Source organism: Pseudomonas sp. LBUM1670 (genome assembly GCF_059695695.1).
In genome coordinates, this window is the sequence record NZ_CP166783.1 from 5,167,991 (window position 1) to 5,190,763 (window position 22,773).

At 55.5% G+C, this 22,773-nt stretch carries 19 protein-coding genes, 6 tRNA genes and 3 rRNA genes; 9 read left to right on the forward strand and 19 right to left on the reverse strand.

What is annotated here, in order from left to right:
* The 14 genes from secE to tyrS all read right to left on the reverse strand — a co-directional run bounded on the left by secE (window position 1) and on the right by tyrS (window position 10,329).
* Window positions 1-369, reverse strand: coding sequence for a preprotein translocase subunit SecE (gene secE / locus ACA073_RS23660; protein WP_007896620.1), 369 nt, complete (start codon window positions 367-369; stop codon window positions 1-3).
* A gap of 45 nt (window positions 370-414) precedes the next feature.
* Window positions 415-490: transfer RNA gene (locus tag ACA073_RS23665), tRNA-Trp, on the reverse strand.
* A gap of 168 nt (window positions 491-658) precedes the next feature.
* A tRNA-Thr gene (locus tag ACA073_RS23670) sits at window positions 659-734 on the reverse strand.
* 26 nt (window positions 735-760) lie between these two features.
* Window positions 761-834 (reverse strand) — tRNA-Gly (locus tag ACA073_RS23675).
* Window positions 835-858: 24 nt separating this feature from the next.
* Window positions 859-943, reverse strand: a tRNA-Tyr gene (locus ACA073_RS23680).
* A 142-nt stretch (window positions 944-1,085) separates the two neighbouring features.
* Window positions 1,086-1,526, reverse strand: a complete 441-nt coding sequence (locus tag ACA073_RS23685; protein WP_497399875.1) for a hypothetical protein — start codon at window positions 1,524-1,526, stop codon at window positions 1,086-1,088.
* Window positions 1,527-1,533: 7 nt separating this feature from the next.
* Window positions 1,534-2,289 (reverse strand): pantothenate kinase, encoded by a 756-nt coding sequence (locus ACA073_RS23690; RefSeq protein WP_497399877.1) that lies wholly within the window; start codon window positions 2,287-2,289, stop codon window positions 1,534-1,536.
* Entirely contained in the window at window positions 2,279-3,238 is a 960-nt protein-coding gene (birA, locus tag ACA073_RS23695) for a bifunctional biotin--[acetyl-CoA-carboxylase] ligase/biotin operon repressor BirA (RefSeq protein ID WP_497399879.1), read from the reverse strand. The genes ACA073_RS23690 and birA overlap by 11 nt, the downstream gene beginning before the upstream one ends.
* Window positions 3,239-3,374: 136 nt before the next feature.
* Window positions 3,375-3,490 (reverse strand): 5S ribosomal RNA (gene rrf, locus ACA073_RS23700).
* Between the two features lie 146 nt (window positions 3,491-3,636).
* Window positions 3,637-6,528, reverse strand: a 23S ribosomal RNA gene (locus ACA073_RS23705).
* Window positions 6,529-6,755: 227 nt separating this feature from the next.
* Window positions 6,756-6,831 (reverse strand) — tRNA-Ala (locus ACA073_RS23710).
* A 9-nt stretch (window positions 6,832-6,840) separates the two neighbouring features.
* Window positions 6,841-6,917 (reverse strand) — tRNA-Ile (locus ACA073_RS23715).
* Between the two features lie 123 nt (window positions 6,918-7,040).
* Window positions 7,041-8,577 (reverse strand): 16S ribosomal RNA (locus tag ACA073_RS23720).
* The 16S, 23S and 5S rRNA genes sit together here with 2 tRNA genes alongside, the layout of an rRNA operon.
* A 552-nt stretch (window positions 8,578-9,129) precedes the next feature.
* Entirely contained in the window at window positions 9,130-10,329 is a 1,200-nt protein-coding gene (gene tyrS / locus ACA073_RS23725) for a tyrosine--tRNA ligase (protein ID WP_497399881.1), read from the reverse strand.
* A gap of 212 nt (window positions 10,330-10,541) precedes the next feature.
* Between tyrS and ACA073_RS23730 the strand changes: the two genes are divergently transcribed.
* Window positions 10,542-11,960, forward strand: coding sequence for a peptidoglycan DD-metalloendopeptidase family protein (locus tag ACA073_RS23730; protein WP_497399883.1), 1,419 nt, complete (start codon window positions 10,542-10,544; stop codon window positions 11,958-11,960).
* Window positions 11,961-11,963: 3 nt separating this feature from the next.
* Window positions 11,964-13,055 carry an anhydro-N-acetylmuramic acid kinase gene (locus tag ACA073_RS23735; protein ID WP_497399885.1) on the forward strand — a complete coding sequence of 364 codons (1,092 nt, stop codon included), beginning with the start codon at window positions 11,964-11,966 and terminating at the stop codon, window positions 13,053-13,055.
* A 79-nt stretch (window positions 13,056-13,134) separates the two neighbouring features.
* Here ACA073_RS23735 and erpA read toward each other — a convergent pair whose 3' ends face one another.
* On the reverse strand, window positions 13,135-13,485 hold the full coding sequence (gene erpA, locus ACA073_RS23740; protein ID WP_497399887.1) for an iron-sulfur cluster insertion protein ErpA: 351 nt from the start codon (window positions 13,483-13,485) through the stop codon (window positions 13,135-13,137).
* 168 nt (window positions 13,486-13,653) lie between these two features.
* Entirely contained in the window at window positions 13,654-14,688 is a 1,035-nt protein-coding gene (gene argC, locus ACA073_RS23745) for an N-acetyl-gamma-glutamyl-phosphate reductase (RefSeq protein WP_497399889.1), read from the reverse strand.
* Between the two features lie 135 nt (window positions 14,689-14,823).
* On the opposite strand from argC, the gene hemJ reads away from it, so the two are divergent.
* From hemJ to coq7, 6 genes are all read left to right on the forward strand, one after another.
* Entirely contained in the window at window positions 14,824-15,252 is a 429-nt protein-coding gene (gene hemJ, locus ACA073_RS23750) for a protoporphyrinogen oxidase HemJ (RefSeq protein WP_497399891.1), read from the forward strand.
* 33 nt (window positions 15,253-15,285) lie between these two features.
* Entirely contained in the window at window positions 15,286-16,254 is a 969-nt protein-coding gene (locus ACA073_RS23755) for an NAD(P)H-dependent flavin oxidoreductase (RefSeq protein WP_461952986.1), read from the forward strand.
* A 92-nt stretch (window positions 16,255-16,346) separates the two neighbouring features.
* On the forward strand, window positions 16,347-17,324 hold the full coding sequence (locus tag ACA073_RS23760) for a DUF805 domain-containing protein (RefSeq protein ID WP_497399893.1): 978 nt from the start codon (window positions 16,347-16,349) through the stop codon (window positions 17,322-17,324).
* Window positions 17,325-17,386: 62 nt separating this feature from the next.
* The gene (locus tag ACA073_RS23765; RefSeq protein ID WP_497399895.1) at window positions 17,387-18,175 is read left to right on the forward strand and encodes an SDR family NAD(P)-dependent oxidoreductase; all 789 of its coding nucleotides are present in this window, start codon (window positions 17,387-17,389) and stop codon (window positions 18,173-18,175) included.
* Window positions 18,176-18,254: 79 nt separating this feature from the next.
* A complete protein-coding gene (locus ACA073_RS23770) occupies window positions 18,255-18,593 on the forward strand; it encodes a histidine triad nucleotide-binding protein (RefSeq protein ID WP_497399897.1) in 339 nt (112 codons plus the stop codon).
* Between the two features lie 203 nt (window positions 18,594-18,796).
* A complete protein-coding gene (coq7, locus tag ACA073_RS23775) occupies window positions 18,797-19,444 on the forward strand; it encodes a 2-polyprenyl-3-methyl-6-methoxy-1,4-benzoquinone monooxygenase (RefSeq protein WP_497399899.1) in 648 nt (215 codons plus the stop codon).
* 164 nt (window positions 19,445-19,608) lie between these two features.
* Here the strand turns inward: coq7 and speD are convergent, their stop codons facing one another.
* Together speD and ACA073_RS23785 are read right to left on the reverse strand one after the other, a co-directional pair.
* On the reverse strand, window positions 19,609-20,403 hold the full coding sequence (speD, locus tag ACA073_RS23780) for an adenosylmethionine decarboxylase (protein ID WP_131061017.1): 795 nt from the start codon (window positions 20,401-20,403) through the stop codon (window positions 19,609-19,611).
* A gap of 239 nt (window positions 20,404-20,642) precedes the next feature.
* Window positions 20,643-21,065, reverse strand: a complete 423-nt coding sequence (locus ACA073_RS23785; RefSeq protein WP_007941657.1) for an OsmC family protein — start codon at window positions 21,063-21,065, stop codon at window positions 20,643-20,645.
* A gap of 230 nt (window positions 21,066-21,295) precedes the next feature.
* Here ACA073_RS23785 and crp point away from each other — a divergent pair, with 230 nt between their 5' ends.
* Window positions 21,296-21,940 (forward strand): cAMP-activated global transcriptional regulator CRP, encoded by a 645-nt coding sequence (crp, locus tag ACA073_RS23790; protein WP_497399902.1) that lies wholly within the window; start codon window positions 21,296-21,298, stop codon window positions 21,938-21,940.
* On the opposite strand, the gene ACA073_RS23795 is transcribed toward crp, so the two are convergent.
* Window positions 21,937-22,638: a lipoate--protein ligase family protein gene (locus ACA073_RS23795; RefSeq protein WP_497399904.1), complete on the reverse strand. Its 702-nt coding sequence runs from the start codon at window positions 22,636-22,638 to the stop codon at window positions 21,937-21,939. The genes crp and ACA073_RS23795 overlap by 4 nt on opposite strands.
* Between the last annotated feature and the right edge of the window lie 135 nt (window positions 22,639-22,773).

A 22,773-nucleotide genomic window follows, 5' to 3' on the forward strand; every position in this document is an offset into this window, starting at 1 on the left:
TTAGCCGACAATCAAGGAAACAAGCCAGCCGAGCAGGGAATCAAGCCCCCACAACAGCAACGCCATAACCAGAACAACAGCCACAACGATCAACGTGGTCTGCGTGGTTTCTTGGCGAGTTGGCCATACGACTTTACGAATCTCGGTGCGAGCTTCCTTCACCAGTACAAAGAAAGACTTGCCCTTGACTGTCTGCAGGCCTACAAAGGCAGCTACAGCAGCAATGACAAGCAATGCAAGCACACGGTACAGGATCGGCGAAGCAGAGTAATACTGATTACCAACAACGCCAACGACCACCAAAGCGACTACTACTAGCCACTTGAGCAGATCGAAGCGAGAGCCTTGAGCTTCAGCTTTAGGAGTCATCTATGAAGATCCTGTGAAAAGAAAGCCAGACACACCAAGTGAATCTGGCAGGTCAGGAGGGAATCGAACCCCCAACCTACGGTTTTGGAGACCGTCGCTCTGCCAATTGAGCTACTGACCTAAAACAAAATCAGGCCGACCATTATGCCGGCCCAAAAAAGACATTACAACAATTTACTCAACAGCCTTTGCGCCTCACCAGCACCGGGATTCAAACCACCCCTGGAACAACGAAACACAACCAGACCATTAAAACAAAGGCAGATATTTTCATATCTGCCTTGTTATATGGAGCTCTTGAGCGGATTTGAACCGCTGACCTCACCCTTACCAAGGGTGTGCTCTACCAACTGAGCTACAAGAGCGCAACACTGTGCAAAACCTGCAAACTTGGAGCGGGTAGCGGGAATCGAACCCGCATCATCAGCTTGGAAGGCTGAGGTTCTACCACTAAACTATACCCGCGAGGCTTGCAGCTCTCGCTAAAAATGGTGGAGGGGGAAGGATTCGAACCTTCGAAGTCGTAGACGTCAGATTTACAGTCTGATCCCTTTGGCCGCTCGGGAACCCCTCCTAAGCGAGCCGGCATTCTATATCATGCCAGCCTTCTGTCAAGCATTTTCTCATTAAAAACCTGAGGTTAGCTGCGTTGACCTCGCTTTGCACCGTTGACCTTTAAAGGTCTTCACTGCGAAGCGGGCGCCATTCTATGCAAACTATTCAGCGGGCGCAACCCCCTCGCACGGCATTATTTTATGTTTTAACTCATTGAATTCTCTGGAAAGGTTTTGCAGCTGTACATCATCCAGCCAGCGCCGGCTTTCTGGGGCCACGCGCACCCAGTAACCCGCAAAATCGGGAAGATCCTTTGGCAGGGACTGATATTTGATCTCCATGCCATTCAAGCGCCGCTCAACAGCCTGAGCAGCTTCTGGACGAACAAAACCACCCAAGTACAGACAGCTATTGTCCGCCTGAGCAGCTTTCCCTTTATCCCGGGATGCATCAGTCGTCTCGCTCAACAAGCGAATATCCTGCTGAGCCCCCCGATACAAACTCAAAGGAGTGACATCCTTCGCGCGCAGAGGAGCCTCTTGTTGGTGCCAGATGTAATAGAACACGTTGAGAACAAGCAGTAGCAGGAACAACCAACGCATATGAACCTCAGGACAAAGGACATGCCATAGCCAAACCTACAAATACCAGATCTGGAACCACTCTGGCCTCAGGCACGATCTCGGAAACCAGCCCTGCATCTCCACCAGTAAGGAAAACGGAAAAATCTGCCCCCCAGTAGCTACGCGCGAGCTCTAGCTGAGTCAGAACAAACCCCCTGAGCATCAGCGAGCAACCCCGCTCAACCGCTTCGACGGTTGTCCGACCCGGGACGAGACTTTCCATAGCGCGCTCAGCAGCGAGATCTCCATAACGAATTTTACGGGTATGGGTACGCAACTGATTCCGCATCAACGGCATACCCGGACAAATGAATCCTCCGAGATGCTCTCCATCACTGGCGACGTAATCCGCAGTGACAGCAGTGCCGAAATCCAGCACCAGGCAAGCACGCGAGGCCAAGTGGAATCCTCCTAGCATCGCCAGCCAGCGATCTAGCCCCAGGCGCTCGAACTCCTCGTAACCATTGCGAACGCCAGACATTTCGCGAGCAGGGGCCGCGCAAGCTACCGACACTTCAAAAGTCTCTGTCAGCAGAGAAACCAACGCACCGGTTTCCTCGACCGTTCTGACACTGACCAACCGACAGAACTTGAGAGCAAGCCCCTTCCCCTTGAGCGCATTCAAACTCTCCAGCAATGCGAGATTCGAATCGACGACGCCTTCACCGACCGTCTGGCGCGCATCCACGCCAAGTACTCGCCACTTGATGAAACTGTTTCCGCAGTCGAGCTCAAGAATCATCACGCAACCTCAAGCTGAGCTCACCACCACTAAAGACTTTTTCCACACCACCCACCTTCAAGCGCAGAGCACCCTGACTATCAATACCCAGCACTTCGCCATCTATTTGGTTAACACCAGCGATCAACGAGACCGCCCGTCCCTGCCATAGATGATTTTGCTCCCACTCAGCCTGGATAGCAGGAAATCCGTCAACCTGATGCCGACCCAAATATACCTGGAGCATCTGACCCAACCGCGCGACCAGTTGATTGCGATCGAATGCCCGCCCCGACTCTAGCCGCATGGATGTCCACTGCTGATCAACCTCATCGGTCATCTGCATATTCACATTTATTCCAACACCCAGCACCACGTGACACACATCAGCAGGATCTCCGACCAACTCGAGCAATATTCCCGCGATTTTTTTCTGACCAACCAGAACATCGTTCGGCCACTTCAATCCCGCATCTGAAACACCCAGTCCTCTCAGGGTTTGCATGACAGCAAGCCCGACAACAAGGCTCAGGCCTTCCAGTTGGCGCATGCCACCATCAATACGCAGCACCAGACTGTAATAGATATTTTCCGCAAAAGGACTCGCCCACTTACGCCCACGGCGCCCACGACCAGACGTCTGCCGCTCGGCGAGCACAAGGAATGGCGATGCTTGGCCACGATCAATTGCACGCAGCGCTTCAGCATTCGTGGAGTCAATTGAATCGAAAATCAGAATGGGCCAATCACAAGAAGGCGCCTGCTCTGCTATCGCGGCAGAATCAAGCAGAGTCAACGGCGAAGCCAGTTGATAACCGCGCCCTCGCACTTTGTGGATGGACAAGCCAAGTTCAGCTTCTAAAAGCTGAAGCTGTTTCCATACAGCACTACGACTGACACCCAAAGCGGCGCCCAGGGCCTGACCTGAATGGAATCGGCCATCCTTAAGAAGCTTTAACAATGTCAGCATTCAAGTCTCGCCTCACAATGAGGCCCGCATGATAGCCACGCCTTGAGCTGTTGCATAGAAACCGTACTGGGCAGATTTTCCTGCGGGCAAAACAAAACCCCTACCTGCATACGCAGATAGGGGTTTCGGAATTTAATCTTGACGATGACCTACTCTCACATGGGGAAACCCCACACTACCATCGGCGATGCATCGTTTCACTGCTGAGTTCGGGATGGGATCAGGTGGTTCCAATGCTCTATGGTCGTCAAGAAATTCGGGTACCGAACCGTCTTTCGACGCTTCAGCAAATTGGGTATGCAATAGATTTGTGTGTTGCTCTCGAACTTTCGGTTCATTGCGTCTTCACACACCGCAATCTGATGCTCTCTCGAGTAGTCAAATTGCTTGGGTGTTATATGGTCAAGCCTCACGGGCAATTAGTATTGGTTAGCTCAACGCCTCACAGCGCTTACACACCCAACCTATCAACGTCGTAGTCTTCGACGGCCCTTCAGGGGACTCAAGGTCCCAGTGAGATCTCATCTTGAGGCTAGTTTCCCGCTTAGATGCTTTCAGCGGTTATCTATTCCGAACATAGCTACCCGGCAATGCCACTGGCGTGACAACCGGAACACCAGAGGTTCGTCCACTCCGGTCCTCTCGTACTAGGAGCAGCCCCTCTCAAATCTCAAACGTCCACGGCAGATAGGGACCGAACTGTCTCACGACGTTCTAAACCCAGCTCGCGTACCACTTTAAATGGCGAACAGCCATACCCTTGGGACCGGCTTCAGCCCCAGGATGTGATGAGCCGACATCGAGGTGCCAAACACCGCCGTCGATATGAACTCTTGGGCGGTATCAGCCTGTTATCCCCGGAGTACCTTTTATCCGTTGAGCGATGGCCCTTCCATACAGAACCACCGGATCACTAAGACCTACTTTCGTACCTGCTCGACGTGTCTGTCTCGCAGTCAAGCGCGCTTTTGCCTTTATACTCTACGACCGATTTCCGACCGGTCTGAGCGCACCTTCGTACTCCTCCGTTACTCTTTAGGAGGAGACCGCCCCAGTCAAACTACCCACCATACACTGTCCTCGATCCGGATAACGGACCTGAGTTAGAACCTCAAAGTTGCCAGGGTGGTATTTCAAGGTTGGCTCCACGCGAACTGGCGTCCACGCTTCAAAGCCTCCCACCTATCCTACACAAGCAAATTCAAAGTCCAGTGCAAAGCTATAGTAAAGGTTCACGGGGTCTTTCCGTCTAGCCGCGGATACACTGCATCTTCACAGCGATTTCAATTTCACTGAGTCTCGGGTGGAGACAGCGCCGCCATCGTTACGCCATTCGTGCAGGTCGGAACTTACCCGACAAGGAATTTCGCTACCTTAGGACCGTTATAGTTACGGCCGCCGTTTACCGGGGCTTCGATCAAGAGCTTCGCGTTAGCTAACCCCATCAATTAACCTTCCGGCACCGGGCAGGCGTCACACCCTATACGTCCACTTTCGTGTTTGCAGAGTGCTGTGTTTTTAATAAACAGTCGCAGCGGCCTGGTATCTTCGACCGGCATGGGCTTACGGAGCAAGTCCTTCACCCTCACCGGCGCACCTTCTCCCGAAGTTACGGTGCCATTTTGCCTAGTTCCTTCACCCGAGTTCTCTCAAGCGCCTTGGTATTCTCTACCCAACCACCTGTGTCGGTTTGGGGTACGGTTCCTGGTTACCTGAAGCTTAGAAGCTTTTCTTGGAAGCATGGCATCAACCACTTCGTGTTCTAAAAGAACACTCGTCATCAGCTCTCGGCCTTGGAATCCCGGATTTACCTAAGATTCCAGCCTACCACCTTAAACTTGGACAACCAACGCCAAGCTGGCCTAGCCTTCTCCGTCCCTCCATCGCAATAACCAGAAGTACAGGAATATTAACCTGTTTTCCATCGACTACGCTTTTCAGCCTCGCCTTAGGGACCGACTAACCCTGCGTCGATTAACGTTGCGCAGGAAACCTTGGTCTTTCGGCGTGGGTGTTTTTCACACCCATTGTCGTTACTCATGTCAGCATTCGCACTTCTGATACCTCCAGCAAGCTTCTCAACTCACCTTCACAGGCTTACAGAACGCTCCTCTACCGCATCACCTAAGTGATACCCGTAGCTTCGGTGTATGGTTTGAGCCCCGTTACATCTTCCGCGCAGGCCGACTCGACTAGTGAGCTATTACGCTTTCTTTAAAGGGTGGCTGCTTCTAAGCCAACCTCCTAGCTGTCTAAGCCTTCCCACATCGTTTCCCACTTAACCATAACTTTGGGACCTTAGCTGACGGTCTGGGTTGTTTCCCTTTTCACGACGGACGTTAGCACCCGCCGTGTGTCTCCCATGCTCGGCACTTGTAGGTATTCGGAGTTTGCATCGGTTTGGTAAGTCGGGATGACCCCCTAGCCGAAACAGTGCTCTACCCCCTACAGTGATACATGAGGCGCTACCTAAATAGCTTTCGAGGAGAACCAGCTATCTCCGAGCTTGATTAGCCTTTCACTCCGATCCACAGGTCATCCGCTAACTTTTCAACGGTAGTCGGTTCGGTCCTCCAGTTAGTGTTACCCAACCTTCAACCTGCCCATGGATAGATCGCCCGGTTTCGGGTCTATTCCCAGCGACTAGACGCCCTATTAAGACTCGCTTTCGCTACGCCTCCCCTATTCGGTTAAGCTCGCCACTGAAAATAAGTCGCTGACCCATTATACAAAAGGTACGCAGTCACCCAACAAAGTGGGCTCCCACTGCTTGTACGCATACGGTTTCAGGATCTATTTCACTCCCCTCTCCGGGGTTCTTTTCGCCTTTCCCTCACGGTACTAGTTCACTATCGGTCAGTCAGTAGTATTTAGCCTTGGAGGATGGTCCCCCCATATTCAGACAAAGTTTCTCGTGCTCCGTCCTACTCGATTTCATGACCAAGAGATTTTCGCGTACAGGGCTATCACCCACTATGGCCGCACTTTCCAGAGCGTTCCGCTAATCTCAAAGCCACTTAAGGGCTGGTCCCCGTTCGCTCGCCACTACTAAGGGAATCTCGGTTGATTTCTTTTCCTCAGGGTACTTAGATGTTTCAGTTCCCCTGGTTCGCTTCTTAAGCCTATGTATTCAGCTTAAGATACCTAACTTATGTTAGGTGGGTTCCCCCATTCAGACATCTCCGGATCACAGTCTGTTTGCCGACTCCCCGAAGCTTTTCGCAGGCTACCACGTCTTTCATCGCCTCTGACTGCCAAGGCATCCACCGTATGCGCTTCTTCACTTGACCATATAACCCCAAGCAATCTGGTTATACTGTGAAGACGACATTCGCCGAAAATTCGCGATTAAACTCACAAATTTTACCTTAGCCTGATCCGTTACCAGTGAAAGTAACGTTCAGTCTATCTTTCTATCACATACCCAAATTTTTAAAGAACGATCTAATCAAAGACTAGAAATCAATATTCATTCCCGAATATTCATTTCTAAACTCTAACAAGTAGAAGCAGTTAATGGTGGAGCCAAACGGGATCGAACCGTTGACCTCCTGCGTGCAAGGCAGGCGCTCTCCCAGCTGAGCTATGGCCCCATACAAAATTGGTGGGTCTGGGCAGATTCGAACTGCCGACCTCACCCTTATCAGGGGTGCGCTCTAACCAACTGAGCTACAGACCCAATTTCGAGCGCGTAACTGTTAGCGTTGAGCTATCAGCTTGGAGCTTAAAGCTGCTTCTATCGTCTTCTTCAATGAATCAAGCAATTCGTGTGGGAACTTATGGAGCAGCTGATGTCGTCGATTAAGGAGGTGATCCAGCCGCAGGTTCCCCTACGGCTACCTTGTTACGACTTCACCCCAGTCATGAATCACACCGTGGTAACCGTCCTCCCGAAGGTTAGACTAGCTACTTCTGGTGCAACCCACTCCCATGGTGTGACGGGCGGTGTGTACAAGGCCCGGGAACGTATTCACCGCGACATTCTGATTCGCGATTACTAGCGATTCCGACTTCACGCAGTCGAGTTGCAGACTGCGATCCGGACTACGATCGGTTTTGTGGGATTAGCTCCACCTCGCGGCTTGGCAACCCTCTGTACCGACCATTGTAGCACGTGTGTAGCCCAGGCCGTAAGGGCCATGATGACTTGACGTCATCCCCACCTTCCTCCGGTTTGTCACCGGCAGTCTCCTTAGAGTGCCCACCATTACGTGCTGGTAACTAAGGACAAGGGTTGCGCTCGTTACGGGACTTAACCCAACATCTCACGACACGAGCTGACGACAGCCATGCAGCACCTGTCTCAATGTTCCCGAAGGCACCAATCCATCTCTGGAAAGTTCATTGGATGTCAAGGCCTGGTAAGGTTCTTCGCGTTGCTTCGAATTAAACCACATGCTCCACCGCTTGTGCGGGCCCCCGTCAATTCATTTGAGTTTTAACCTTGCGGCCGTACTCCCCAGGCGGTCAACTTAATGCGTTAGCTGCGCCACTAAGAGCTCAAGGCTCCCAACGGCTAGTTGACATCGTTTACGGCGTGGACTACCAGGGTATCTAATCCTGTTTGCTCCCCACGCTTTCGCACCTCAGTGTCAGTATCAGTCCAGGTGGTCGCCTTCGCCACTGGTGTTCCTTCCTATATCTACGCATTTCACCGCTACACAGGAAATTCCACCACCCTCTACCATACTCTAGCTTGTCAGTTTTGAATGCAGTTCCCAGGTTGAGCCCGGGGCTTTCACATCCAACTTAACAAACCACCTACGCGCGCTTTACGCCCAGTAATTCCGATTAACGCTTGCACCCTCTGTATTACCGCGGCTGCTGGCACAGAGTTAGCCGGTGCTTATTCTGTCGGTAACGTCAAAACAGCAAAGTATTAATTTACTGCCCTTCCTCCCAACTTAAAGTGCTTTACAATCCGAAGACCTTCTTCACACACGCGGCATGGCTGGATCAGGCTTTCGCCCATTGTCCAATATTCCCCACTGCTGCCTCCCGTAGGAGTCTGGACCGTGTCTCAGTTCCAGTGTGACTGATCATCCTCTCAGACCAGTTACGGATCGTCGCCTTGGTGAGCCATTACCTCACCAACTAGCTAATCCGACCTAGGCTCATCTGATAGCGCAAGGCCCGAAGGTCCCCTGCTTTCTCCCGTAGGACGTATGCGGTATTAGCGTCCGTTTCCGAGCGTTATCCCCCACTACCAGGCAGATTCCTAGGCATTACTCACCCGTCCGCCGCTCTCAAGAGAAGCAAGCTTCTCTCTACCGCTCGACTTGCATGTGTTAGGCCTGCCGCCAGCGTTCAATCTGAGCCATGATCAAACTCTTCAGTTCAAACATCTTTGGGTTTTTAAGAAACCCTAAACTTGGCTCAGCAATCGTTGGTTACATCTTTGATTTCTCGCGGAGCAACTTGTGATGCTGATAATCTTGTTGACTATCAGTCTGACTCCACAAGCACCCACACGAATTGCTTGATTCAGTTGTTAAAGAGCGGTTGGTTAAGATCTTTCGTCTCAACCGAGGCGCGCATTCTACAGCGTCCTCTGTATCTGTCAAGCGGTTATTTTGCGAAGTTTTCAAAGTTTCCTTTGCAACTTCAACCACTTGCGCTTCCGATCTCTCGTTAGCGGGAGGCGAATTCTACAGCGTTACTCGCTGCTGTCAACACCTCTTTTTCTCCGCTTTCGACCGAGACGATCGAACCGTCAATAAGGCGAAAACATACTGCCTTACCAACTCCTTCTGGGCTTCGATGATCTGAAGCAACTCACTGCCGAAAACTGCGTAACTCTTTGTTTACCAAGGAGTTTTCCGTTTCGACTGCGCCGGAAGTGGGGCGAATTATAGACTTCCAGAATCTGCCGTCAACCCCTATTTCCAGCTTTACTCGGGTTTAAGCGAAATACGTGCAAATGCCTTCTTTCCAGCCTGGCAAACATGGGTCGCGCCCAGTACGTATATAAAGGTGCGATCGACAACCTCACCATCTATACGCACACCGCCAGAATTCAGGAGATCACGCGCCACCGCCGAGTTCTTCACCAGGCCTGCCTTATTAAGGACGGCAGCAATCGGCATGTCTTCAGTAGCGGTCAACTCGATTTCCGGTAGATCATCCGGCAACTCGCCATCCTTCATACGGTTGCCCGCCCCACGATGGGCATTGGCCGCCGCCTCTTCACCATGGAAGCGCGCCACAATCTCTTCGGCCAGCTTGATCTTGATGTCACGCGGATTGGCGCCCGCCTCGACATCAGCGCGGAACGCATCGATCTCATCCATGGAGCGGAAGCTGAGCAATTCGAAGTAACGCCACATCAGCACGTCCGGAATGGAAACCAGCTTGCTGTACATCACACCCGGCGCTTCCTGGATGCCGACATAGTTGCCCAGGGATTTGGACATCTTCTTCACGCCATCCAGACCTTCGAGCAACGGCATGGTCAGAATGCACTGAGGCTCCTGACCATAACCACGCTGCAGCTCACGCCCCATCAGCAGGTTGAACTTCTGGTCGGTGCCACCCAACTCGACATCCGCGCGCAAGGCGACCGAGTCGTAACCCTGAACCAGCGGATAGAGGAACTCGTGAATGGCAATTGGCTGGTTGGTCGTGTAGCGCTTGTCGAAGTCGTCGCGCTCGAGCATGCGAGCAACGGTGTACTGCGATGTCAGGCGAATGAAGTCGGCCGGCGACATCTGATCCATCCAGGTGGAGTTGAACGCCACTTCGGTTTTCGCCGGATCAAGAATCTTGAAGACTTGAGTCTTGTAGGTCTCGGCATTCTCGAGAACCTGCTCACGGGTAAGCGGTGGACGTGTTGCGCTCTTGCCGCTCGGATCACCGATCATCCCGGTGAAGTCACCTATAAGGAAGATCACCTGATGCCCCAGTTCCTGAAACTGACGCAGCTTATTAATAAGCACGGTGTGACCCAGGTGCAAATCCGGCGCAGTCGGATCGAAGCCTGCCTTAATACGTAGCGGCTGGCCACGCTTGAGCTTTTCGATCAGCTCGGACTCGACCAACAGTTCTTCCGCACCACGTTTGATCAGCGCTAGCTGCTCTTCAACCGACTTCATAACAGACCCGCAAGGCTCGAATTCAAAGGGAACCAACCATACAAGATCACGCGTCAAATACAAAGTTTGGCCGGCGCAATGACGCCAATCCGCTGGCAGAGTGACCACGGACTTGCTTCAGAGATGATTTGGTTATATTTTATACAGTTATTTCATCTTCATCATGTCATTCATCTTTTCCAATTCATCTTTTTTCAAAGTCAAAATTACCTATGACCAAAGAATCGTCTAAAGCGCCACCGCTTTACCCGAAGACCCACCTGCTCGCAGCAAGTGGCATCGCCGCTCTTCTGAGCCTGGCGCTTCTGGTATTTCCTTCCAGTGATGTAGAAGCCAAAAAGACGACCCTGAGTCTTGAACTGGAAAGCCCTGCTGAACAACTGACACAAGATCAAGACGCCGCCGAAGCGGTCCAAGCCACAAATGAGCCGGCAACTTCCCCTTTCGCGCAGATCGAAAACAGCGCCGAAGAGCCCCAGGAAACCGCCCAGGCCGCACCCGAGCCGGTTGTCGAAGAACAGAAGGCGCCCAACCACAGGGAAGTGATCGTCGCCAAAGGTGACACGCTCTCCACCCTGTTCGAGAAAGTCGGTCTCCCGGCCGCTTCGGTGCATGAAATACTGGCCAGCGACAAGCAAGCCAAGCAATTCAGCCAGCTCAAGCATGGCCAGAAACTCGAATTCGAACTGAGCCCTGAAGGCCAACTGACCAATCTGCACAGCAAGGTCAGCGACCTTGAAAGCATCACCCTGACCAAGAATGACAAGGGTTATGTGTTCAACCGCATCACCGCGAAGCCTACCGTGCGTTCTGCTTACGTTCATGGCGTGATCAACAGCTCGCTGTCGCAATCTGCCGCTCGCGCCGGTCTGTCCCATAGCCTGACCATGGACATGGCCAGTGTGTTTGGCTACGACGTCGACTTCGCTCAGGATATTCGCCAAGGTGACGAGTTCGACGTGATCTATGAGCAGAAGGTTGTCAACGGCAAGGCCGTCGGCAACGGGCCGATCCTCTCAGCGCGCTTCACCAACCGCGGCAAGACCTACACTGCCGTGCGTTACACGAACAAACAAGGTAACAGCAGCTACTACACCGCTGACGGCAACAGCATGCGCAAGGCGTTTATCCGGACGCCGGTAGACTTCGCCCGCATCAGCTCGAAGTTCTCGATGGGCCGCAAGCACCCGATCCTGAACAAGATCCGTGCCCACAAAGGTGTCGACTACGCTGCTCCGCGCGGCACGCCAATCAAGGCGGCCGGTGACGGCAAAGTGTTGTTGGCCGGCCGTCGCGGCGGTTATGGCAACACCGTGATCATTCAGCATGGCAACACTTACCGTACGCTGTATGGCCACATGCAGGGCTTCGCCAAAGGTGTCCAGACCGGTAGCTCTGTCAAGCAGGGTCAAGTGATTGGCTACATCGGCACCACCGGCCTGTCTACTGGCCCGCATTTGCACTACGAGTTCCAGGTCAATGGCGTTCACGTCGATCCGCTGGGTCAAAAAGTCGCGATGGCCGATCCGATTTCCAAAGCAGAACGCGCTCGCTTCCTCGCGCAGAGTCAGCCGCTGATGGCGCGCATGGACCAAGAGAAATCCACCCAACTGGCTTCGAGCAAGCGCTAAGCCATGACGCTCTATATAGGTGTGATGTCCGGAACCAGCCTCGACGGCCTGGACATCGCACTGGTCGAACTGACCCCGGCGATCAAGCTGATCGCCACGCACTACATTCCCATGCCTGATTCAATGCGCGCCGAGCTGCTTGGCTTGTGCGCCAGCGGCCCGGACGAGATTGCCCGCTCCGCCATCGCCCAGCAGAACTGGGTGAAGCTGGCGGCACAAGGCATTCACACCCTTCTTGATCGACAAAAGCTGGAACCCGAAGACATTCGCGCGATTGGCAGCCACGGCCAGACCATTCGCCACGAACCTGCGCGCGGCTTCACGGTGCAGATCGGCAACCCTGCCCTGCTGACCGAATTGACCGGCATCACCGTGGTCAGCGACTTCCGCAGCCGCGATGTGGCCGCAGGCGGTCAAGGCGCTCCACTGGTTCCCGCCTTTCACGAAGCCTTGTTTGAAGAACAGGCCGGCAACCGTGCGGTACTGAATGTTGGCGGCTTCAGCAACCTCAGCCTGATCGAGCCCGGCAAACCCGTTGCGGGCTTCGACTGCGGCCCGGGGAACGTATTGCTGGACGCCTGGATTCATCAACAACGGGGCGAGAACTTTGATCGCGACGGCCAATGGGCTGCCAGCGGCAAGGTCGAACCTGCTCTGTTGAAAGCACTGCTCAGCGATCCATTCTTCGTGACCAAAGGCCCAAAAAGCACCGGCCGCGAAGTGTTCAACCTGCCATGGCTGACTCAGCATCTATCAAAACTGCCGACCTTCGCCGCCGAAAACGTACAGGCAACGCTGCTGGAACTGACCGCACTGACCATCATCGAATCGCTGCAAAGCGCTCAATCGGATACCCGGGAGTTGCTGGTCTGCGGTGGCGGCGCGCACAACGCCACACTGATGAACCGCCTGGCCAGCCTGGTGCCGAACGCGAAAGTCAGCAGCACAGCCACTCACGGTGTTGACCCGGACTGGGTTGAAGCCATGGCTTTCGCCTGGCTGGCCCACTGCTGCCTCCAAGGCATCGCCGCCAACCGCCCAAGCGTCACCGGCGCCCGCGGCTTGCGCGTACTCGGCGCCATCTACCCCGCCTGACTATCCCAACAGCACCCGGACAGCAAAACGCCGCAGAGCCCTGAGGCCATGCGGCGTTTGATAATGCGGTAAAGCGCGATCAGATCGAGAACGAAGAACCGCAGCCACACGTGGTGCTGGCGTTCGGGTTCTTGATCACGAAACGCGAACCTTCCAGACCTTCCTGATAATCCACCTCGGCGCCTGCCAGGTACTGGAAGCTCATCGGATCGACGACCAGGCTCACACCTTCGCGCTCGACGATGGTGTCGTCATCGGCCACTTCTTCATCGAAGGTGAAGCCGTATTGAAAACCTGAACAACCGCCGCCCGTAACGAATACGCGCAGCTTCAAGCGATCATTCCCCTCTTCATCGACCAGGCTCTTCACCTTGTGCGCGGCACCTTGGGTGAATTGCAAAGCGGTGGGGGTGAAGGATTCGACGCTCATGCTGACTATCTCCCGGCGTTACGCCGCCATAATGCGTGATGACGCGCATTATCCGCTTCTCCTAGAAAAGCGGTCAACTATTGTTACGGTATATCAATAAACCCGATTACCGGCTGGAAATGCAAAAAGGCCCGTTCGACGGGCCTTTTTGCTGAGCGGGATAAAACCTTACGGCAACATGCCGGCGTGGGACAGGCCCAGACGCTCATCCAGCCCAAACAGGATGTTCAGGTTCTGCACTGCCTGACCCGACGCGCCTTTGACCAGGTTATCGATCACCGACAACACCACCACCAGATCACCGTCCTGCGGACGATGCACGGCGATACGGCAGACGTTGGCACCGCGCACGCTGCGGGTTTCCGGGTGGCTGCCTGCTGGCATCACATCAACGAACGGTTCGTTGGCATAGCGCTTTTCAAATAGCGCCTGCAGATCCACCGAGCGATCCACGACCGTCGCGTAGAGCGTCGAGTGAATGCCGCGAATCATCGGGGTCAGGTGCGGAACGAAGGTCAGACCGACGTCCTTGCCTGCTGCGCGACGCAGCCCCTGGCGAATTTCCGGCAAGTGACGGTGACCTTTGACGGCGTAGGCCTTCATGCTTTCCGACGTCTCGGAGTACAGCGAACCTACGGAAGCGCCACGGCCAGCACCGCTGACGCCGGATTTGCAGTCAGCGATCAAGCGAGTGGTATCGGCCAGACCCGCTTCGAGCAATGGCAGGAAACCCAATTGCGTGGCGGTCGGGTAGCAACCCGGCACGGCGATCAGGCGAGCCTGTTTGATCTGCTCGCGATTGACTTCCGGCAAACCGTAGACGGCTTCTTCCAGCAGCTGCGGCGCACCGTGAGGCTGGCCGTACCACTTTGCCCACTCATCTGCGTCTTGCAGACGGAAGTCCGCCGACAGGTCGATGACCTTGGTCCCCGCCGCCAGCAGTTCACCCGCCAACGCATGGGCAACACCGTGAGGCGTGGCGAAGAACACCACGTCGCAGGCACCCAGGGTCTTGACGTCCGGAACGCTGAACGCCAGGCCATCGTAATGACCGCGCAGGTTCGGGTACATATCAGCCACGGCCAGACCGGCCTCGGATCGGGAAGTGATCACGACCACTTCTGCCTGCGGATGCTGTGCCAACAGACGCAGCAGTTCGACACCGGTGTAACCCGTGCCGCCGACGATACCGACCTTGACCATAAACCTGCCCTCAACGAACCCACTGGAAAGCCGTCGATAATAGGGCCCGCATCGTCCTGCGACAACCGTCAAGGTGACGTGCGGACGCTCTACCCTCTACTATCTTCGCTACCGTGAACTTGGGAATAACCAAAAATGCTTTATCTGTGGCTCAAAGCGCTTCACATCATCAGTATGGTCTGCTGGTTTGCCGGCCTGTTCTACTTGCCGCGCCTGTTCGTCTATCACGCCCAAAGCGAAGACGCTGTCAGCAAAGAACGCTTCAGCCTGATGGAGCGCAAGCTGTACCGCGGCATCATGGGGCCGGCGATGATCGCCACCCTGATTTTCGGCATCGCGCTGATCGGCCTGAACCCAGGCATCTTCAGTCAGGGTGCGTGGATTCACGCCAAATTGACGCTGGTGGTGATCCTGATCGGCTACCACCACATGTGCGGCGCGCAGGTAAAACGTTTTGCCCGTGGCGAGAACACCCGCAGCCATGTCTTTTATCGCTGGTTCAATGAAGTGCCGGTTCTGATATTGCTGGCTATCGTAATTCTGGTCGTCGTTCGACCGTTCTAACTTCAATCGGCACCACTTACCGGGGTACTTCCAATGTCGCTGCCCGCTTTGCTCGAACAACGTTTGCGTTTGCCCGTCGTGGCGGCGCCGATGTTTCTGATTTCCAATCCGCAATTGGTGCTCGCCTGCTGCCGTAATGGCGTGGTGGGCAGCTTTCCCGCGCTGAACCAGCGTGAGAGCAGCGGCTTCAAGGCCTGGCTGGAAGAAATCGAAGCTGGCCTGGCGACACTGGATAACCCCGCGCCTTATGCCGTGAACCTGATCGTCCACAACAGTAACCCGCGGCTGCAGGCGGACCTGGACATCTGCATCGAGCACAAGGTGCCGATCGTGATTACCAGCCTCGGCGCCGTGAAAGAGCTGGTCGATGCCGTTCACAGCTATGGCGGCCTGGTCTTCCATGACGTGACGACCCGTCGCCATGCAGAGAAAGCCGCCGAAGCTGGCGTCGATGGCTTGATTGCCGTGGCCGCGGGGGCCGGTGGACACGCCGGCACCTGGAGCCCGTTCTCGTTGATTGCCGAAATCCGCCAGTTTTTCGACAAGACGCTGCTGCTGGCCGGCTGTCTGAACCACGGCCACGAGATTCTGGCTGCGCAATTGCTCGGTGCGGATCTGGCCTACTTCGGTACGCGATTTATCGGCACCGCTGAAAGTCACGCCCCTGACGCCTATAAAGAGATGCTGCTGACCTCCAGAGCGGCAGACATCATCCATACTCCAGCGGTGTCGGGCGTGCCGGCGAGCTTTATGCGCCAGAGCCTGGAAGCTGCCGGTTTCGACATGGCGGCATTGCAAGGCAAGGGTGAAGTCAACTTCGGCTCCAAGCTCAAACCGTTGAGCGATGAAGCCAAGGCGTGGAAAACCGTGTGGTCCGCCGGCCAGGGCGTCGGGGAGATCGATGATTTGCCGAGCGTGGATCAATTGGTCGCCCGGCTGGACGCTGAATACCGCAAGGCACTGGAACTGGCAGCACAGCTACCGAAACGCTGGCCGCGCTGACAGGAAAACTTGGCCAGCCATCCCCGGCTGGCCTTACACTCCGGCTCGCAACACCCTAACTATCCGAACACTCGCGACAAGGATGCCTCGCAATGAACGACAACCGTTTCAAGATCGTATTCGACGGCGCTCTGCTGCCGGGGATCGATATCACCACTGCCAAACTCAATCTGGCGGCGTTGTACAAAAGCGAAGTAGCGGCCATCGAACGGCTGTTTACCGGGCAAAAGGTTGCGCTCAAGCAAGGCCTGTCGCAGACAGACGCACAAACCTACCTTCAGGCGCTGACGAAAACCGGCATCGATGCCCGTATCGAAAGCGAACCGTCCATTGAACTGAACATGTCCGACGTTCACGAGCCATCCCCTGCGCCCAACCAATGGGCATCGCCAGACGCCGAATCACCTTATGCGCCACCGCGCGCGACAGTCGGTGAGGTGCTACCCGCGTTCGGCACACTCAAGGCGTTCACCTTCGCAGGACGCATCGGCCGTTTGCGCTATCTGGCGTGGACGATGGCCTTGATGCTGGTGCTGATGGGTGTTGCCGGGGTGTTCATTTCCATCGGTTTGTCGCTGATCGCCCTGACCTCGACGGTCGGTCTGGTGATCGGCGGGCTGGTCGGCACCGCGGTGTGCATCGCGTTCATTGTTGTCAGCATTCAAATCAGCGTTCAACGCCTGCATGACCTAGGCTGGTCTGGCTGGTTGTATCTGCTGACTCTGGTGCCATTCGTGGGCGGGCTTTTCCCGATTTTACTCGCGGTACTGCCGGGCAATGCCGCAGCCAACCAATACGGCGCACCACCACCAGCCAACACCACCGCAGTAAAAGTGCTTTGCGCGCTTTGGCTGGTATTCGTCACTGTTGTCTTCATTGGCGCAATCACCGGCGGTATCGGTGCCCTGCAAAATGAATACGAAAGCACCACCGAGAGCAGCTACGAAAGTGGCTCAGTCACGACCGATGAAGTCGAAGTCGAGACAGCCTCAGAGGCTGAACAAGTACCCGATTCCGCAGACGAGGAAGCCGAAGAACCCCCGGCCCCTGTAGACTCTGCGAAAGAATGAACAGCGCTCCCCGCCCGTGACACCTGCGTCGCCGGCGCGGAGCTGTTGCGATGGAGAACTGCATGACCCGTTACGCTCTGATCACTGGCGCTTCCAGCGGCATCGGCCTGGCGATGGCCGAAGCGCTGGCCCGGCGTGGCCGCAGCCTGATTCTGGTGGCCCGACAGCGTGATCAGCTGGAAACTATTGCGATTGAACTGACCCAACGGTTTGGCGTGGAAGTGTTGTTCCGCGCCTGCGACCTCGGCGAACCGCTGCGGCTGTCCGGATTTCTGCTGGAGCTGGAAGAAGGCGACCGGCAGATCGACCTGCTGGTGAACTGCGCCGGCATCGGTACCTGCGGCCCCTTCCTGGCGCAGGACTGGATGACTGAACAAGACCTGATCGAAGTGAACATCCTCGCACTCACTCGCCTGTGCCACGCCATCGGTAACAGCATGGCGTTGCAGGGTGGCGGGCAGATCTTGAATGTCGCCTCGGTCGCGGCCTTCCATCCCGGCCCGTGGATGAGCACTTACTACGCCAGCAAGGCGTATGTGCTGCACTTTTCCGAAGGCTTGCGCGTCGAGTTGAAGAAATGCGCGGTCAAGGTGTCGGTGCTCTGCCCCGGCCCGACCCGCACGGCGTTTTTCCGCACCGCACAACTGGACACCGACAAACTGGTCGACAGCAAACTGCTGATGAGTCCCGAGGAAGTCGCGCTTTATACCGTGCGGGCGCTGGATAAAAATCGCGCCATTATCATTCCGGGTCGCCTGAACCGCTGGTTCGCCTTCCTGCCACGGCTTGGCTCACGCTGGTTGACCCGGACAATCGTGGGCATGGTCAACAAGGCCTACTGCCCGCGCTGATCAACCTTCAAGGCAAAAGGCTGGGCTCGGCGATACCCGATGAGTACACTCAGGCCAGCCAAATAACGGAGAAACAGCTGTGGATACTCTGTTCACCAAGATCATCAACCGGGAAATCCCGGCCAAGATCATTTACGAGGACGACCAGGTACTGGCCTTCCACGACATCGCCCCACAGGCGCCAGTGCATTTTCTGGTGATCCCGAAGAAGCCGGTGCGCACCCTCAACGACCTCACCGAGGACGACAAGGCTTTGGCCGGGCATATTCTGTTCACCGCCCAGCGCCTGGCGCTGGAACTGGGTTGCGAAGAAGGTTTTCGTGTCGTCATGAACTGCAATGATTTGGGTGGGCAGACCGTCTATCACATTCACATGCACGTGCTGGGTCAGCGCCAGATGCACTGGCCGCCGGGTTGATTCACCCCGCGTCCCTGTAGGAGCGAGCTTGCTCGCGATGGATTCAAGAGCGCCGCGTTTAATCAGTAAACACGCGTTATCGTTAACGACCATCGCGAGCAAGCTCGCTCCTCCAGGGTAATACCCTCTGGAAATGACCCAGCGCAAACCTTCCCCGGCCGATTGGGTTAAACTGCTCACCGAGATTCTTCCCGGAGTTCAGCATGACTACCCAACGTCACTACTCGCCGATCGACCGTCTTCTGCTGCAAGCCGATGCCGCGATGCGTACCCTGCTGCCCTTCAGCGGCCAGCCGTACCGTCCATCCCCCGCTATTGTGCAGCCGGAAGCACAAATGAGCGACGAAGACACCCGGCACGTTGCCGGTCTGATGCGCATCAACCATACCGGCGAAGTCTGCGCCCAGGCGCTGTATCAGGGCCAGGCCCTGACCGCCAAGCTGCCGCAGGTGCGCGCCGCCATGGAACATGCCGCCGAAGAAGAAGTCGACCATCTGGTCTGGTGCGAACAACGCATCAAACAGTTGGGCAGCCACACCAGCATTCTCAACCCGCTGTTCTACGGCATGTCGTTCGGGATTGGCGCAGTGGCCGGATTGATCAGCGACAAAGTCAGCTTGGGGTTCGTCGCCGCTACGGAGCATCAGGTGTGCAAGCATTTGAATGAACACCTTGAGCAATTGCCGGCCAAGGACGAAAAGTCTCGGGCGATTCTTGAGCAGATGCGTATTGATGAAGAGCACCATGCTGAAAGTGCATTGGAAGCCGGGGGCTTTCGTTTTCCGGCGCCGGTGAAGTTTGGAATGAGCTTGATGGCCAAGGTGATGACCAAGAGTACTTATCGGATCTGACCTGTAGGAGCGAGCTCGCTCGCGATAAACCTGAGGGCAACGCGTTTATCCAGCAAACACGCGTTATCGTTAACGTCCATCGCGAGCAAGCTTGCTCCTACAAGGGCAAGACATAAAAAAGGCGACTGCCGTGAGGGAGTCGCCTTTTTTTGTGTTCGAAAAGCTTAGGTCGGCATGTTGCGCGCGTAGAAGATTTCGAGCATTTCGTGTTTCACACGATCAGTCACTTGAGCACGTTGCTCAGGGGACAGGTTGTTGGTCGCATCACCGAACAGGTAGTTATCCAGTTCGAAGTTCTTCAACAGCATTTTGGTGTGGAACAGGTTTTCCTGGTACACGTTCACGTCGGTCATCTGGTACGCGTCGCGGGTGTCGTCGGAGAGGTAGTTCTGAATCGAGTTGATCTCGTGATCGATGAAGTGCTTATTGCCTTCGACGTCACGGGTGAAACCGCGCACACGATAATCCACGGTCACGATGTCCGAATCGAACTGGTGAATGAGGAAGTTGAGCGCTTTAAGCGGTGAAATGACGCCACAGGTCGAAACGTCAATGTCCACACGGAAGGTTGCAATGCCGTCGTCCGGATGGATTTCCGGGTAGGTGTGCACCGTGATGTGGCTCTTGTCGAGGTGGGCCAGGATAATCTCGGGCAACGGGCCCGGGGATTCTTCGATCTGGCTGTCGGTCGGGGTCACCGGCTCTTCCGAGATCAGAATCGTGACGCTGGCGCCCTGTGGGTCGTAGTCCTGACTGGCGATGTTCAGGATGTTGGCACCAATGATATCGACAACTTCTGTGAGGATCTGCGTCAGGCGCTTCGCGTTGTACTCTTCATTGATGTACTCGACGTAAGCCTGCTGGTCTTGCGGGGTTTCCGCGTAGCAGATGTCATAGATGTTGAAGCTCAAGGTCTTGGTCAGGTTATTGAACCCGTGGAGCTTGAGTTTGCTTTTCACCGTTAAAAACTCTCTATGTATTGCGGCCCGGGCCGCGTGATCAAGCATGCCCGTCAAATGCGGACGACGCACCTGCGTAGGACGGTTAACACCTCTTCGCGATGGCGATTTTGGTTGTCTGTTCGGGCAAGCGGTCTGTCGACTGACGGACCACTACCCTGAAAAAAGTGGCGCATTATGCAGACGTCAGCTTGGGATCGCCAGAGTCTGCACTGCTTTTATGATAGTTGAATGTCGATTCAACCGAGTTCGATGATTTCGTAGTCGTGGGTAATCGCAACACCGGCCGCGCCGAGCATGATCGACGCCGAGCAATACTTCTCGGCAGACAGCTCGATGGCGCGTTTGACCTGGGCTTCTTTGAGCCCGCGCCCCTTGACCACGAAATGCATGTGGATCTTGGTGAAGACCTTCGGGTCCTCGGTCGCGCGCTCGGCTTCGAGGAAGGCTTCGCAGCTTTCAACGGCCTGACGGGACTTCTTGAGGATGCTGACCACATCGAAATTGCTGCAACCGCCGACACCCAGCAGGAGCATTTCCATCGGCCGGACACCCAGGTTACGACCACCGGCATCGGGTGGACCGTCCATGACCACGACATGACCGCTGCCGGATTCGCCGAGGAACATGGCTTCGCCAGCCCATTGGATGCGTGCCTTCATCGCCAAGACTCCACTGTCTAAAAAAGGGTCGCCAGCTTAGCACAGGGCCCTTGATTGACAGCGCTCGCCGTCCTAGGACATAGCCATCTGCTGCGTAGGTAAATGCTCGAATATTGCAGGAAGTGTCTGTTAAGCTGGCGCCAATTCGCTGGCGCATAGCCAGCTTCGCAGCAACCTCAGTGCCTCATAAAAAAACCAAACACACCCTGCAGTCTTTTCGGGATACAACCATGGTTGGTATTGCCCCTACACCCAAAATCAAAAACGTCGACAAGTTGTTGATGCATTGTCAGCGCCGTCGTTATGCCGCTAAAAGCAACATCATTTGTGCCGGCGACCGCTCGGAGACGCTGTTCTTCATCATCAAAGGCTCGGTCACCATCCTGATCGAGGATGACGACGGCCGTGAAATGATCATTGCCTACCTGAACGCCGGGGACTTTTTCGGTGAGCTGGGTCTGTTTGAACAGGCCGGCCGGGAACAGGAACGCAGCGCCTGGGTGCGCGCGAAGATCGAGTGCGAAGTCGCGGAAATCAGCTACGCGAAATTCCGCGAGTTGTCCCAGCAAGATCCAGACATTCTTTACGTACTCAGCGGACAAATCGCACAGCGCCTGCGCAACACCACCCGCAAGGTCGGTGACCTGGCGTTCTTCGACGTCACCGGTCGCGTTGCGCGTTGCTTGCTGGAACTGTGCAAACAGCCAGACGCCATGACCCACCCCGATGGCATGCAGATCAAGGTGACCCGTCAGGAAATCGGGCGGATTGTCGGGTGTTCCCGGGAGATGGTTGGCCGCGTCCTCAAGGACCTGGAGGAACGCAACCTGGTGGACGTCAAAGGCAAGACCATGGTGGTCTTCGGTACACGCTAAGCCCTGAACATGTCCGCCAGCAACTGACGATAGAGCGCGTCGAGCCGCTCCAGCGCCTCGGGCGCCGCAAATTTTTCATGCAAGGCGATGTGGCTCTCGGCACGAACCCGCTGTTCCAGACCGCATGCCTCGTTGAAGCGATTGACCGCCGCGACCATCGATTCGCGCTCGTTATCCAGCAACAAAGCACCGTGCACCAAACCGACCGGGCGCGAACCGCCCTTGCTCTGGCGCCAGCGCTGAGCGGTGCCGACCATCTTGCGACCGTCGAGATTGACGTTGAATCGGCCATCGCAAAATGCGCCGTCCACTTCGCCCAACGATGAGACGCCACCCTGCTCATCCAGTAGCTGACAAATCGGATCGCAGAGACGCCGATAGGCGGTTTCGATGCGGTTCTGGTCGCCCTCGCTGCGGGGTGGCGCGTAGACCAGCGCGATGTTGATGGTTGATGCCGATTGCGGCACGGGTTCACCGCCGGTTTCACGCAAGAGGACTGGCCAACCTGCTGCAGCCGATACTTCGCAAGCGGCATCGAAACCGGGCAGTCGATTCAAGCGGCGCGGCATGACCAATGCTTGATCGCTGGGTTGCCAGAACAGAAGACCGAATTCTGAATCGCCACTGCAGATTGAGGCCAGCAAATCCTGTTCGGCTTGCAGGCCGGCTTCGACGGTCAGGTTGGTCGGCTGGGTCATGGACTGTTCCGCAAGGCGTGAAATTTTTGGGGAATTTGAGGGCCTCTTCGCGAGCAAGCCCGCTCCCACATTAGTTCGCATCCGTCCAGACAACGGCGATCCAATGTGGGAGCGGGCTTGCTCGCGAAGGCCGCA

Coding starts and splice junctions, on each gene's coding strand:
- secE (WP_007896620.1), bottom strand. CDS start 369: ATGACTCCTAAAGCTGAAGCTCAAGGCTCTCGCTTCGATCTGCTCAAG.
- ACA073_RS23685 (WP_497399875.1), bottom strand. CDS start 1,526: ATGCGTTGGTTGTTCCTGCTACTGCTTGTTCTCAACGTGTTCTATTAC.
- ACA073_RS23690 (WP_497399877.1), bottom strand. CDS start 2,289: ATGATTCTTGAGCTCGACTGCGGAAACAGTTTCATCAAGTGGCGAGTA.
- birA (WP_497399879.1), bottom strand. CDS start 3,238: ATGCTGACATTGTTAAAGCTTCTTAAGGATGGCCGATTCCATTCAGGT.
- tyrS (WP_497399881.1), bottom strand. CDS start 10,329: ATGAAGTCGGTTGAAGAGCAGCTAGCGCTGATCAAACGTGGTGCGGAA.
- ACA073_RS23730 (WP_497399883.1), top strand. CDS start 10,542: ATGACCAAAGAATCGTCTAAAGCGCCACCGCTTTACCCGAAGACCCAC.
- ACA073_RS23735 (WP_497399885.1), top strand. CDS start 11,964: ATGACGCTCTATATAGGTGTGATGTCCGGAACCAGCCTCGACGGCCTG.
- erpA (WP_497399887.1), bottom strand. CDS start 13,485: ATGAGCGTCGAATCCTTCACCCCCACCGCTTTGCAATTCACCCAAGGT.
- argC (WP_497399889.1), bottom strand. CDS start 14,688: ATGGTCAAGGTCGGTATCGTCGGCGGCACGGGTTACACCGGTGTCGAA.
- hemJ (WP_497399891.1), top strand. CDS start 14,824: ATGCTTTATCTGTGGCTCAAAGCGCTTCACATCATCAGTATGGTCTGC.
- ACA073_RS23755 (WP_461952986.1), top strand. CDS start 15,286: ATGTCGCTGCCCGCTTTGCTCGAACAACGTTTGCGTTTGCCCGTCGTG.
- ACA073_RS23760 (WP_497399893.1), top strand. CDS start 16,347: ATGAACGACAACCGTTTCAAGATCGTATTCGACGGCGCTCTGCTGCCG.
- ACA073_RS23765 (WP_497399895.1), top strand. CDS start 17,387: ATGACCCGTTACGCTCTGATCACTGGCGCTTCCAGCGGCATCGGCCTG.
- coq7 (WP_497399899.1), top strand. CDS start 18,797: ATGACTACCCAACGTCACTACTCGCCGATCGACCGTCTTCTGCTGCAA.
- ACA073_RS23785 (WP_007941657.1), bottom strand. CDS start 21,065: ATGAAGGCACGCATCCAATGGGCTGGCGAAGCCATGTTCCTCGGCGAA.
- crp (WP_497399902.1), top strand. CDS start 21,296: ATGGTTGGTATTGCCCCTACACCCAAAATCAAAAACGTCGACAAGTTG.
- ACA073_RS23795 (WP_497399904.1), bottom strand. CDS start 22,638: ATGACCCAGCCGACCAACCTGACCGTCGAAGCCGGCCTGCAAGCCGAA.